10 protein-coding genes are annotated in these 12,624 nt (G+C 70.3%); 6 read left to right on the top strand and 4 right to left on the bottom strand.

Annotated elements, in window-relative coordinates:
• The first annotated feature begins 141 nt into the window (after positions 1-141).
• Positions 142-1,797 (top strand): cellulase family glycosylhydrolase, encoded by a 1,656-nt coding sequence (locus tag AB0O28_RS22780; protein WP_363643219.1) that lies wholly within the window; start codon positions 142-144, stop codon positions 1,795-1,797.
• Between the two features lie 9 nt (positions 1,798-1,806).
• Here AB0O28_RS22780 and AB0O28_RS22775 read toward each other — a convergent pair whose 3' ends face one another.
• The gene (locus AB0O28_RS22775) at positions 1,807-2,916 is read right to left on the bottom strand and encodes an aminotransferase class I/II-fold pyridoxal phosphate-dependent enzyme (RefSeq protein ID WP_363643217.1); all 1,110 of its coding nucleotides are present in this window, start codon (positions 2,914-2,916) and stop codon (positions 1,807-1,809) included.
• 86 nt (positions 2,917-3,002) lie between these two features.
• Entirely contained in the window at positions 3,003-3,719 is a 717-nt protein-coding gene (lexA, locus tag AB0O28_RS22770; protein WP_363643396.1) for a transcriptional repressor LexA, read from the bottom strand.
• 431 nt (positions 3,720-4,150) lie between these two features.
• On the opposite strand from lexA, the gene nrdR reads away from it, so the two are divergent.
• The 3 genes from nrdR (at position 4,151) to AB0O28_RS22755 (ending at position 8,788) form a co-directional block, all read left to right on the top strand.
• Entirely contained in the window at positions 4,151-4,615 is a 465-nt protein-coding gene (nrdR, locus tag AB0O28_RS22765) for a transcriptional regulator NrdR (protein ID WP_363643215.1), read from the top strand.
• Between the two features lie 120 nt (positions 4,616-4,735).
• The gene (locus AB0O28_RS22760) at positions 4,736-7,696 is read left to right on the top strand and encodes a vitamin B12-dependent ribonucleotide reductase (protein WP_363643213.1); all 2,961 of its coding nucleotides are present in this window, start codon (positions 4,736-4,738) and stop codon (positions 7,694-7,696) included.
• A 321-nt stretch (positions 7,697-8,017) separates the two neighbouring features.
• On the top strand, positions 8,018-8,788 hold the full coding sequence (locus AB0O28_RS22755; protein ID WP_363643211.1) for an SDR family NAD(P)-dependent oxidoreductase: 771 nt from the start codon (positions 8,018-8,020) through the stop codon (positions 8,786-8,788).
• A gap of 169 nt (positions 8,789-8,957) precedes the next feature.
• Here the strand turns inward: AB0O28_RS22755 and AB0O28_RS22750 are convergent, their stop codons facing one another.
• Positions 8,958-9,764 (bottom strand): alpha/beta hydrolase, encoded by an 807-nt coding sequence (locus AB0O28_RS22750; RefSeq protein ID WP_363643209.1) that lies wholly within the window; start codon positions 9,762-9,764, stop codon positions 8,958-8,960.
• 12 nt (positions 9,765-9,776) lie between these two features.
• Positions 9,777-11,288 carry an MFS transporter gene (locus AB0O28_RS22745; RefSeq protein ID WP_363643207.1) on the bottom strand — a complete coding sequence of 504 codons (1,512 nt, stop codon included), beginning with the start codon at positions 11,286-11,288 and terminating at the stop codon, positions 9,777-9,779.
• Between the two features lie 126 nt (positions 11,289-11,414).
• Between AB0O28_RS22745 and AB0O28_RS22740 the strand changes: the two genes are divergently transcribed.
• Positions 11,415-11,876, top strand: coding sequence for a MarR family transcriptional regulator (locus AB0O28_RS22740; RefSeq protein WP_363643205.1), 462 nt, complete (start codon positions 11,415-11,417; stop codon positions 11,874-11,876).
• A 28-nt stretch (positions 11,877-11,904) separates the two neighbouring features.
• Positions 11,905-12,531 carry an NADPH-dependent F420 reductase gene (locus AB0O28_RS22735; protein WP_363643203.1) on the top strand — a complete coding sequence of 209 codons (627 nt, stop codon included), beginning with the start codon at positions 11,905-11,907 and terminating at the stop codon, positions 12,529-12,531.
• Positions 12,532-12,624: the final 93 nt, after the last annotated feature.

Here is a 12,624-nt window from a genome sequence, read left to right as displayed (position 1 = left end):
CGCCCGAGCCACAAACAAGTCATAGAGAAGTAGGCGTGCGGTCAGGGCATGCCGCGACCACCACCGCTCCGGCGGTGGTCTGGGGTGCGCGCCTGACCGTATGGCTCACCGTCGGCGTGCGCCCCGCGTGGGAGGCACGTCTTGTACAGACGAATTCTCGGCGGGCTGGCGACCGCCGCCGCGATGGCGGCGACCGTTCTCGTCGTCACCGGTACGCCGGCGAACGCCGCCGGCACGGGCACCGGCTACCTGCACACCAGCGGGAACAAGATCGTCGACAGCACCGGCGCCACGGTCCGGCTGACCGGCATCAACTGGTTCGGCATGGAGACCGACAACAAGACCTTCCACGGGCTGTGGGCGAACAACCCGTGGAAGAGCCAGCTCGACCTCATGGCGAACCTGGGCTACAACACCATCCGGGTGCCGTTCTCCGACGACGCGCTGAAGCCGGGCGCTCAGGCGACCAGCGTCAACACCTACTCCAACCCCGACCTGATCGGCCTGTCGCCGCTGCAGATCCTCGACAAGATCGTGGACTACGCGGGCCAGAAGGGCATGCGCATCATCCTCGACCGGCACCGGCCGACCAGCGCGGGCCAGACGGCGCTCTGGTACACCTCCGGCGTCCCCGAGTCGACCTGGATCAGCAACTGGAAGTCGCTGGCCCAGCACTACGCCGGCAACACCACCGTCATCGGCGCCGACCTGCACAACGAACCGCACGCCGACGGCACCAACCCGAACGCGACCGGCTCCTGCTGGGGCTGCGGCGACCAGTCGCGCGACTGGCGTCTGGCGGCCGAGCGCGCGGGCAACGCGATCCTGTCCGTGCAGCCCAACTGGCTGATCTTCGTGGAGGGCGTGAGCTGCCCGAGCGGTGGCCTGTCCAACACCTGGGACAACGACCCCAGCAACGACGAGGACTGCGGCTGGTGGGGCGGCAACCTCACCAAGGCAGGCCAGTTCCCCGTCCGGCTGAACGTCGCCAACCGGCTCGTCTACTCCCCGCACGAGTACGCCACGTCGGTCTTCCGCCAGACGTGGTTCGACGACCCGAGTTACCCCGCCAACATGCCGGCGATCTGGGACAAGTACTGGGGCTACCTGTACAAGCAGAACATCGCCCCGATCATGGTCGGTGAGTTCGGCACCACGCTGGCCAACAACGTCGACAAGGTCTGGCTCCAGGAGCTCATGAAGTACATGGGCAGCGGAGTGAACGGCATGTCGTTCACCTACTGGTCGTGGAACCCCAACTCGGGTGACACGGGCGGCATCCTGAAGGACGACTGGGCCACGGTCGACCAGGCCAAGCAGAGCATCATCTCGCCGTACCTCATCCCGCCGGTGGGCGGCAACCCGCCGGTGTCGCCCTCGCCGCAGGTCTCGCCGAGCGTGTCGCCGTCGGTGTCCCCGTCCGCGTCTCCCTCCGCGTCCCCCTCGGTGTCGCCTCCGGTGTCTCCGTCGGCGTCGCCGTCGTCTCCGGATGGCAAGACCTGCACCGCCACGTACAAGGTCGCCAACCAGTACCCCGGCGGCTTCCAGGGTGAGGTCACGGTGAAGGCCGGTTCCTCGGCCATCTCGGGCTGGACCGTGAAGTGGGCCTTCCCGAACGGCCAGAGCGTCAGCCAGCTCTGGAACGGCACGCTCAGCGCGAGCGGTTCGAACGTCACCGTGACGAACCTGTCCTACAACGGCGCCCTGGGCGCCGGGGCCTCGACGACGTTCGGATTCAACGGCAGCTGGTCCGGCAACAACGGCGTCCCGTCCTCGGTCAGCTGCACGGCGAGCTGAGCGGGCGCGTCACGCCAGCGCGGCGGCGATCCTGGCCAGGATCTCCTCCAGGATCGCCGCCGACGTCGCGAAGTTGAGGCGGGCGAAGGTGTCGCCGCCTCCGTAGTTGGGGCCCGGGTTGAGCTTGACCTGGGCCTCCCGCTCGAGGAAGTGCGCCGCGCCGGGCACGCCGAAGTCGAGCCACGCGAGATAGGTGGCCTCGGGCATGCGGTACCCGACCGACGGGAGCCGCTCGGCGATGCGCCTGCGGTTGCGGTCCAGGATGGCCAGCACCTCCTCCAGCCACGCGTCGCCGTGCCGCCAGGCGGCCACCGTGGCCTCCACCCCGAGGACGCTGGGCGCCCCGTAGATGTGGGCGGGCTGGCGACCCAGCGCGTCCCTGGCGTCCTTCGCGCCGATGTGGGCCACCGAGCAGCGCAGGCCGCCCATGTTGAAGGCCTTGCTGGCGGAGGTCAGCGTGACCGTGCGCTCGGGAAGGATCGTGGCGAACGGGATGTGCCGGGCCGGAGCGTACGTCAGGTCGGCGTGGATCTCGTCGGAGATCACCAGCGTGCCGTGCCGGTCGGCGTACGCGGCGACGGCGTCGAGCTCCGCACGGGTGAACGAGCGGCCGGAGGGGTTCTGCGGATTCACCAGCAGGAGCACCCGGACGGGCTCGCCGGGGACCTCGAACCTGCCGTCGGCCGTCAGCGGCATCGGCACCAGGCGTCGGCCCATCCCGGTGATCGTGGCGAGGAAGGGATCGTAGGCCGGCACGTGCAGCGCCACCGCGTCACCGGGTTCGGTCATGACGTGCAGCAGCACTTGGAGGGCCTGGTTGAGGTCGGTGTAGGACCGCACGTGGGACGGGTCGGCCCGCCAGTCGTACCGCGCCTCCATGCGCTCGGCGAACGCCTCCGCCAGAGGGCCGGCGGTCGGCTGGTCCAGCCATGCGGGATAGCCGAGATCCGCGGCGGCTCGTCGCGCGATGGCCTCGGTGACCGCGCCGGGCACGGGGAAGTCCATGTCGGCGACCCAGGCGGGAATGACGCCGGCCTCGGCGTGCGTCCATTTGATTCCGTCGCGGGTGCGGGCCGCATCCAGGGACAGCGCATCCAGGGACAGCGAGTCGAATCTCATCCGACTCACCCTAATTGTCGCTTAGTGACCGCCGGAAAGGCGGCGTCGCGCCCCGCGGCGCGTCGCATCGCGGGGCGCCGGTGCTGCTACAGCTTCCGGAGAACGGCCGTGACCTTGCCGAGCACGGTCGCCTCGTCGCCGGGGATCGGCTCGTAGTTGGGGTTGTGCGGCACCAGCCACACGTGCCCGTCCTTGCGCTTGAAGGTCTTCACGGTGGCCTCGCCGTCGATCATCGCGGCCACGATGTCGCCGTTGTCGGCGACCGGCTGCTGCCGCACCACGACCCAGTCGCCGTCGGCGATGGCGGCCTCGATCATGGAGTCGCCGGAGACCTGGAGCAGGAACAGCGTGCCCTCGCCCACCAGCTGCTTGGGCAGCGCGAAAACGTCCTCGATGCTCTGCTCGGCGAGGATGGGGCCACCGGCGGCGATGCGGCCGACCAGCGGCACGTACGCGGCCGTGGGCCGGGTGAACCCGGCCTCCTCCTCGGGGGTGGCGTCCGGATCGACCCACAGCACCGGCTCTCCCGGCAGCCGGACCTCCAGTGCCCTGGGGCGGTGCGGGTCGCGCCGGAGGTAACCCTTACGCTGGAGCGCCGTGAGCTGGTGCGACACGCTGGAGGTGCTCGTCAGCTGGACCGCTTCCCCGATCTCCCGCATGGACGGCGGGTAGCCGCGCTGCTGGACCGAGTCGCGGATCACCTCGAGGATCTTCCGCTGCCTCGGGGTGAGGCCAAGCGAGTCGCGCCTGCGAACCGCGAGGTCGCTGACGCCATCCGCTTGCTCACTTCGGTCACTCACGATGCCACCTCTCAATCCGTGTTCCTCATGTCGCACAGAGCGACCGTACCGCGATTCAAGATCACCGTCAAACAATTGTTCGATATCCAGCGAAATCACCGATCTCGCCGTTCATCTCATCGTACGGGAGTTCGATCGATCCCGTGTTCGATTCAGCCGATCTTCTGTGGCGTCTGTACGCCCAGGTCAGACGCCGTGCATAAAACGGCGGGGAATGGTGCGTAAAGGGCCTATCGCGCGACCCGTGGGGCAGGTGGTGCGGCGGTGACGGGAGCGGCGACACGCGCACCGAGCAGGCACTTCCCGGCCCAGGGCCGGTTCGACTTGCGTTCAAGGTCGGGCACTTCTACGGTTGGACCACAACATCTAGTAGTCACAGCGGTGTAAGTTCACCACACCTTGTGTTCGGGATGTGCGTTCAGGGAGGCGATGAAATGCACTGTCCGTTCTGTCGCCATCCCGACACCCGGGTCGTGGACAGCCGCGCGGCCGAGGACGGGGCGGCGATCCGCCGCAGGCGCACCTGCCCCGAGTGCGGGCGCAGGTTCACCACCCAGGAGACCGTGCTGCTGATGGTGAGCAAGCGGAGCGGGGTCACCGAGCCGTTCTCCCGGGAGAAGGTCATCGCCGGCGTGCGGCGGGCCTGTCAGGGGCGCCCGGTCGGCGAGGACTCCCTCGCCCAGCTCGGGCAGCGGGTCGAGGAGAGCATCCGGGGCACCGGTGCGGCCGAGATCGCCTCCCACGAGGTGGGCCTGGCCATCCTGGGGCCGCTCCGCGACCTCGACGAGGTGGCGTACCTGCGCTTCGCGTCGGTCTACCGGGGCTTCGAGACGCTGGCCGACTTCGAGGCGGAGATCGAGCGGCTCCGCGCGGCTCACGGCCCTGAGGCCGAGGAGTAGGCGCCTTCCGGGGGGCCGGGACGAGGCGGACGGCGGCGCGCGACGGCGCGGCGTGACGATGAGGTTGTAACGAGCGTGGTCCGAAAGAGGGGCTCCACCGGGCCCTGGGAGGGGGAAATCATGACGGAGACCGTGAGCGGCACCGTATCGGGTGCGGGGGGCCGGGCCGGCAAGCGCCCGCGCAAGGGTCTGAAGATGAAGCGCGTCTTCACCACCCCGGGCGTCCACCCGTACGACGAGGTCCGCTGGGAGCGGCGCGACGTCGTGATGACGAACTGGCGGGACGGCTCGGTCAACTTCGAGCAGCACGGCGTGGAGTTCCCGGACTTCTGGTCGGTCAACGCGGCCAACATCGTCACCACCAAGTACTTCCGCGGGGCGGTGGGCACCCCGCAGCGCGAGTCGAGCCTCAAGCAGCTCGTCGACCGGGTCGTGGGCGTCTACACCAGGACCGGCCTCGAGAACGGCTACTTCGCGTCCGAGGAGGACGCGGAGATCTTCGACCACGAGCTCAAGCACGCGCTGATCCACCAGATCTTCAGCTTCAACTCGCCGGTGTGGTTCAACGTCGGCACCCGCTCGCCCCAGCAGGTGAGCGCCTGCTTCATCCTGGCCGTGGACGACACCATGGAGTCGATCCTCGACTGGTACAAGGAAGAGGGCGTCATCTTCAAGGGCGGCTCCGGCTCCGGGGTCAACCTCTCCCGCATCCGCTCGTCCAAGGAGCTGCTGTCCAGCGGCGGCACGGCCAGCGGCCCGGTCTCCTTCATGCGCGGCGCCGACGCCTCCGCCGGCACCATCAAGTCGGGCGGCGCCACCCGCAGGGCGGCCAAGATGGTCGTCCTCGACGTGGACCACCCCGACATCGAGGAGTTCATCGAGACCAAGGCGCGCGAGGAGGACAAGATCCGCGCGCTGCGCGACGCCGGGTTCGACATGGACCTCGGCGGCAAGGACATCGTGTCCGTCCAGTACCAGAACGCCAACAACTCGGTGCGGGTCTCCGACGAGTTCATGCGCTCCGTCGAGGCCGGCGGGCGGTTCGGCCTGCGGGCCCGGCTGACCGGCGAGGTCATCGAGGAGGTCGAGGCCCGCTCGCTGTTCCGCAAGATGGCCCAGGCCGCCTGGGAGTGCGCCGACCCCGGCGTGCAGTACGACGACACGATCAACGACTGGCACACCTGCCCCGAGACCGGGCGCATCACGGCCAGCAACCCCTGCTCCGAGTACGTCCACCTGGACAACTCCTCGTGCAACCTCGCGTCGATCAACCTGCTGAAGTTCCTGCGCGACGACGACAGCTTCGACGTCGCGAACTTCGTCAAGGTCACCGAGCTGATCATCACCGCGATGGACATCTCGATCACCTTCGCCGACTTCCCGACGCAGAAGATCGCCGAGACCACCCGGGCGTACCGCCAGCTCGGCATCGGCTACGCCAACCTCGGGGCGCTGCTGATGGCGACCGGCCACGCGTACGACTCCGACGGCGGCCGGGCCATCGCGGCCGGGATCACCTCGCTGATGACCGCCGTGTCCTACCGCCGCTCGGCCGAGATGGCCGGGATCGTCGGCCCGTACGACGGCTACCAGCGCAACGCCGAGCCGCACAAGCGGGTCATGCGCAAGCACGCCGCGGCCAACGACGACCTGCGCACGCTCGACGACATGGACAAGGCGCTGCACGCCGAGGCCACCCGGCAGTGGCAGGAGTGCCTGCGGCTCGGCGAGAAGAACGGCTACCGCAACGCCCAGGCGTCGCTGCTCGCCCCGACCGGCACCATCGGCCTGATGATGGACTGCGACACCACCGGCATCGAGCCCGACCTCGCGCTGGTGAAGTTCAAGAAGCTCGTCGGCGGCGGCTCGATGCAGATCGTCAACCAGACGATCCCGCGGGCGCTGCGCCGGCTCGGCTACCTCGAGGAGCAGGTCGAGGCCATCGTCGAGTACATCGCCGAGCACGGCCACGTCGTGGACGCCCCCGGCCTGCGGCCGGAGCACTACGAGGTGTTCGACTGCGCGATGGGCGAGCGGGCCATCGCTCCGATGGGCCACGTCCGGATGATGGCGGCCGTCCAGCCGTTCCTGTCCGGCGCGATCTCCAAGACCGTGAACCTGCCGGAGTCGGCCACGGTGGACGACATCGAGCAGGTCTACCTGGAGGGCTGGAAGCTCGGCCTCAAGGCCCTGGCCGTCTACCGCGACAACTGCAAGGTCGGCCAGCCGCTGTCGATCGCCAAGAAGACCTCCGAGGAGGCGCCCGCGCAGGCCGAGGAGAAGGAGCCGGTCGTCCAGGTCGTGGAGGTCGCACGGCCGACCCGGCGGCGGATGCCGAACCAGCGGCCGAGCATCACCACCCGCTTCACGGTGGGCGGCGCCAAGGGCTACATGACCGCCTCGTCCTACCCCGACGACGGCCTGGGCGAGGTCTTCCTCAAGATGTCCAAGCAGGGCAGCACGCTCGCGGGTGTGATGGACGCCTTCTCCGTGGCGATCTCGATCGGTCTCCAGTACGGCGTGCCGCTCGACACCTACGTGCAGAAGTTCGTCAACATGCGGTTCGAGCCGGCGGGCATGACCGACGACCCCGACGTCCGGATGGCGCAGTCCGTGATGGACTACATCTTCCGGCGGCTCGCGCTCGACTACCTGCCGTACGAGGACCGCGCGGCGCTCGGCATCTTCTCCGCCTCCGAACGGGCCGCGCAGCAGCGCGGTGAGGACCCGGCCGCGCTCCAGGACGTCGACACCGCCGCACTGGCGCAGTCCGCGCCGATCGAAAGCGGGCAGGCCGCGCCGATCGAAGGCGGGCAGGCCGCGCCGATCGAAGGCGGGCAGGCCGCGCCCGTCGAGAAGGCGCAGGCCGGGCCCGTCGAGTCCAAGCCCGCCGAGGGGCCGTCCGGCGGTCAGACCGCGCCGGTCGCGGTGCCCGAGCCGCGCCGGGTCGGCGCCTCCCTGGAGAGCCACCAGGGTCGTACGGCCGACGCGCCGCTGTGCATGACCTGCGGCACCAAGATGCGTCCTGCCGGCAGCTGCTACGTCTGCGAGGGCTGCGGCAGCACCAGCGGCTGCAGCTGACCCACGACCCCGTGAGCGCAGGGGGCCGGCGAGTGCGCCGGCCCCCTGCGCCTTTTCTCAGACCGCCGCCGTCACGCGGGCGATCCGCCGACGACGGAATGCCCTCGTTCCGAGCAGATTGAATTCGGCGAAGCGGCTTTAACGGTTGCCCCAAACAAAGGACGAATCTTTCCGGTGAGAAAGGAAACTACTTCCCGGGAGCCGATGAAGAAGACCATCGCATGCATATCGGAGCCTCCCGGATCTGCGCAAACTGTGGGGGATACCTGAGACGGCGTACAGCCGTGAAACGTGCCACCGACCTGCTCCGGAAGGTGAATTATGGACATTCGCGGCAAGACGGTCCTCGTCGCCGGCGCCACCTCCGGGCTCGGTTTGGGAGTCGCGCGACATTTCTCCGCTCGGGGCGCGAACGTCGTCATCGTCGGCCGGCGCGGCGTGCTCGCCGCCCAGATCGCCGACGACCTCGGTAAGAACGCCCTCGGGATCGGCGCCGACGTCGGCGACGCCGAGGCCGTCGCCGCCGTCGTGGCCGCCGCCCTGGACAGGTTCGGAACGATCGACATCAACGTCAACACCGCCGGCATCCTCGTCCCCGTCGTCCTCGTCACCGACACCGGCCGGCCCAGCGATACGACCGTGCTGGCCCGGCTCGTGAGCACCAATCTCATCGGCACCTTCAACGTCATGAGCCACGCGGCGGCCGCGATGCTGCGCAACACCCCCGACGAGGACGGCGAGCGGGGCGTCATCATCAACACCTCCTCCGTCGCCGCCCGCGAGGCAACCACCGGATTGGTCGGATACGCCGCGACGAAGGCCGCCATCGAGGGCATGACCCTGCCGGCCGCCCGCGAGTTCGCCGGGCGGGGAATACGCGTCAACACCATCGTTCCCGGGGGTTTCGACACCCCCATGGTCGACGACTATGCCGACAAGGACACGAAGGCGGAGGGGATCAATCAGTTCCTCAATCCTCGCCGGCTCGGGACCCCGGACGAATTCGCGGCGTTCGCCGCTCACATCGTCGAGAACAGATATTTCAACGCCGCCAATTGCAGGATCGACGCGGGTTATCGCATGCCCCTGTGACAATGGCGTACTCTCCGCCGTCCGCCAACCGGCGCCTCGCGCGCTCACGGATGGGGCGCACTTCCCGATGAGGGGCCGGTGGGCTCCCGGCCACCTGTCCCTCGGCCGGTGGAGACGCGCTTGTCCGGTTGCGTCAGGGCCGTTGGGGCCGGGTGCCCCATCGCGGATCTCAGATCGTCGCGGCCATGCGGTCCAGGTGGCCGGTGATGACCGACGTGAACGCGGCGGGGTCCTCGAACGGCAGGCCGTGCCCGCCCGGGACCGTGACGAGGTCCGCGTGCGGGATCAGCCGGGCGAGCTCACGCTGGTGATGCGGCGGCACGATCCGGTCGTCGGCGCTGGAGACGATCAGCGTCGGCGCGGTCACGCGGGGCAGCAGCCTCGTGATGTCGACGGCGATGTCGGCCAGCGCCTGCCGGACGAATCCCTCCTCGGTTCCGTGGAGCGAGGCGGTGAACGCGGCGGCGGCCTGTTCGAAGTCCTCCGGCGAGCGGGCGCGCAGCGTCGCGTCGCTCATCGCGGTCACCTGGAGCAGCCGGGCCAGCAGTTCCCTGTCGGTGCGCACCAGGCGGATCCACAGGTCCATCTGGAAGGCCATCCACGGGTCGGTCCTGGCCCAGCCGGCGTGTGCGGTCAGCGACAGCACCCGCTCCGGCCGGGTGCCGGCCGCCGCCAGCGCCACGACGGCGCCGAGCGAGTGCCCGGCGAGGTGGAACCGCTCCAAACCGGCGTCCCCGGCCGCGCCGAGCACCTGGGTGACCAGGTCCTCCACGGTGATCGGGCCGCCTCCGTCGACGGTGGCGCCCGAGCCGGACAGGTCGGGGGCGACCACGGTGAAGCGGTCGGCGACGGCCTCGACGAGCGGGGCCCAGTTGGTCTCGCCGGTGGCGCCGGTGCCGTGGACGAGTACGAGGCCGGGCCCGGTGCCGGTGAGGAGATAGTTGACGGTCGCGGAGCCGACGGTGACGACGGGCATGGTCATTACCTTTCAGGTGGTGATCCGCGCGGGTTCGCGGACGGACATCAGGAGACCGACGGCGAGCGCGCCGGCCAGGGACAGGAGGGTCAGCAGCCACAGGGCGGTGTGCAGGGCGTCCGCGTAGCCGGCGCTCGCCAGACGGGTGAACTCCAGCCGCCCCGCTCCCGGCGGAACCGCGCCCGCGATGTCGCCCTGCAGCAGGCGGGAGGTCGCGCGGGCAGCCCGTGCCGCGCCGTACCGGCCGGTCAGGCTCGCGCGGGTCAGCGCGGACAGCACGGCGCCGAGCACGGCGATGGCGACGACCTCGCCGGCGATGCGGGCCGTGTTGAACAGCCCGGCGGCCATGCCGGCCCGCGCGGGCTCGACGGAGGAGACCGCCGCCCCGTCGACCACGGCCAGTGACACGCCGAAACCCGTCCCGATCAGCAGCAGCGGCACGGCGAGCCGCGCCGGGCCCGATCCGGCGGGCACCGCCGCCAGCTGGCCGGTCCCGGCCGCGACCAGCAGCAGCGTGACCACCAGCAGGACGCGCTGCGACAGCCGGCGGGCCAGGAGTCCGGTGACGGGCGGCATGACCAGCGCCGGCCCGGTCAGCAGCATCAGCGTCAGCCCCGCCTGCGGGGCCGAGTAGCCGGAGGTGGCCATGAGGTACGGCGGGAGCACGATCGTCAGTGCGACGAAGCCGAAGGCCAGCAGGAACGGCATGGACGCGATCGCCGCGAACCGGGGGTTGACCAGCAGCGACAGGTCCACCAGCGGCGCGGGGTGCCGCCGTTCGGCCACGGCGAAAGCCCCCGACAGGACGACCCAGGCGGCGAAGGCGGCCCACACCGCGGGGTGCGTCCACTCCAGCACGGGCCCCTCGATCACGCCGAAGGTGAAGGCGGCCAGCGCGAGGGTGAAGGCGGTCGCGCCACCCCAGTCCATGGGGCCCTCCGGGGTGGCGCGTGACTCCTCCAGCAGCGCGCTCAGCGGCAGCACCGGCAGCAGCGCGATCCCTGCGGCCGCGAACAGGCTCCGCCAGCCGACGGCGCCGACCAGCGTTCCGGCGATGACGGGGCCGAAGGCGAGTCCCAGGCCGACCGTGGTGCCGAACCACGCGAACGCCCTGGTCCTGCCGGGGCCCGCGGGATAGGCCTGCGCGAGCAGCGCGGTGCCGCCGGTGGAGACCGCGGCGGCGCCCGCGCCCGCGAGGGCCCGCGCCGTGATCAGCACACCGATGTCCGGGGCGGCGGCGGCCAGGAGCATCGACGCCGTGAACAGTCCGGCGCCGAGGACGAACATCCTGCGCCGGCCGAGCCGGTCGGCCAGCGCCCCGGTGCTCGCCATGAACGCGGCGAAGGTGAGGAAGAAGGCGTTGACCACCCACTGCGTGGCGTCCAGCCCGGCGTGCAGGTCCGCGCCGATGTCGCCGAGCGCCTCGGCGGCGCCCGTGGCGGTGACCGGGACGAGCAGCACCGCGGCGCAGATCACGGCGAGGGACGGCGCCCGCCGGCGCGGACCGGGGGAATCCGCAGACATCACTACCATCCATATTTTGATGAACATAAGAGCCCTGATGGTTGTCAGAGCATGGATGAACCGGGGGCACCTGTCAAACCGGTGGTAGGGTCCGCATGTCAGAGCCCTGATGTCCCGGGAGCGTGCATGGGATCCGAGGAGGCGAGGATCGCCGAGGCGGTGGCGTGGCGGCCCGGCAACGCCATCAAGCGCGCCGAGCAGGCGCTGATCGCGGAGAAAAGCCGTGTGCTGCGGCCGTTCGGGCTGACCGTCCCTCAGTACGCGGCGATGTACGCGCTGTCGCTCGCGCCCGGCGTCTCGGGGGCCAAACTGGCTCGGTTCTGCTCGGTCACCCCGCAGAGCATGACGACCGTGCTCAAGACGCTGGAATCGCGTGGGCTGGTGGAGCGGCGTCCCTCCAGCGATCACGCCCAGGTGCTCGTGACCCGGCTCACGCGGGCGGGGCAGGCGCTGCTGCGCAAGGCCGACGCCGCCGCCGTGGCGGTGGAGCGCAAACTGGTCGAGGCGTTCACGCCCGACGAGGCCGACCGGCTGCGGGACCTCCTCGAACGGGCCGTCGTCGTCCTGGAGACGCCGGCGGGGGAATGACACCGGCGGCGGCCGTGTTGCCGCAGCCATGGTCATCGGATTCATCGGCAGCGGGAAGATCGGCGGCACCCTGGCGAAGCTGGCGGTCGACGCCGGGCACTCGGTGGTGCTGAGCAACTCCCGCGGGCCCCAGACGCTCTCCGAACTCGTGGCCCGGCTGGGCCCGAACGCACGCGCCGCCACCGTCGCCGAGGCCGCGGAGGCGGGCGACATCGTGGTCGTCACGATCCCCTTCGCGCGCTACCGCGACGTGCCGGTCGAGCCGCTGGACGGCAAGATCGTGATCGACACCGACAACTACTACTTCGAGCGAGACGGTCGCTTCCCCGAGATCGACGCGGGCGAGACCACCGACAGCGAAGTCCTCGCCGCGCATCTGCCGGGAGCCCGCGTCGTCAAGGCGTTCAACTCCATCTACTACGTCCACCTCGCCGAGCAGGGCCTGCCCGCCGGTACGGCGGACCGGCGGGCGCTGCCCATCGCGGGCGACGACGCCGAGGCCAAGAAGACGGTCGCCGAGCTGATCGACTCCTTCGGCTTCGACGTGGTCGACGCGGGTCCGCTCGCGGAGGGGCGGCGCTTCCAGCGGGACAAGCCCGCCTACAACGTGCGCCTCACCGCGGCCGAGCTGCGCGACGCCCTCGCGCGGGGCTGACGGCTCAGGCCGGGGCGACCGTCTGGCGGGTGCCGGTCTCGGCTGAACGGCCGATCGCGTCGAGCACGCGTGGCTCGGCCGTCTGTCTCGAAC

Source organism: Microbispora sp. NPDC088329 (assembly GCF_040685655.1).
In the GTDB taxonomy this organism is placed as follows: domain Bacteria; phylum Actinomycetota; class Actinomycetes; order Streptosporangiales; family Streptosporangiaceae; genus Microbispora.
The sequence above is the reverse complement of the archived record's forward strand: the minus strand, read 5'-3'. Positions and strand labels throughout refer to the sequence as shown.

Coding starts and splice junctions, on each gene's coding strand:
- AB0O28_RS22775 (WP_363643217.1), bottom strand. CDS start 2,916: ATGAGATTCGACTCGCTGTCCCTGGATGCGCTGTCCCTGGATGCGGCC.
- nrdR (WP_363643215.1), top strand. CDS start 4,151: ATGCACTGTCCGTTCTGTCGCCATCCCGACACCCGGGTCGTGGACAGC.
- AB0O28_RS22760 (WP_363643213.1), top strand. CDS start 4,736: ATGACGGAGACCGTGAGCGGCACCGTATCGGGTGCGGGGGGCCGGGCC.
- AB0O28_RS22755 (WP_363643211.1), top strand. CDS start 8,018: ATGGACATTCGCGGCAAGACGGTCCTCGTCGCCGGCGCCACCTCCGGG.
- AB0O28_RS22750 (WP_363643209.1), bottom strand. CDS start 9,764: ATGCCCGTCGTCACCGTCGGCTCCGCGACCGTCAACTATCTCCTCACC.
- AB0O28_RS22745 (WP_363643207.1), bottom strand. CDS start 11,288: ATGTCTGCGGATTCCCCCGGTCCGCGCCGGCGGGCGCCGTCCCTCGCC.
- AB0O28_RS22740 (WP_363643205.1), top strand. CDS start 11,415: ATGGGATCCGAGGAGGCGAGGATCGCCGAGGCGGTGGCGTGGCGGCCC.
- AB0O28_RS22735 (WP_363643203.1), top strand. CDS start 11,905: ATGGTCATCGGATTCATCGGCAGCGGGAAGATCGGCGGCACCCTGGCG.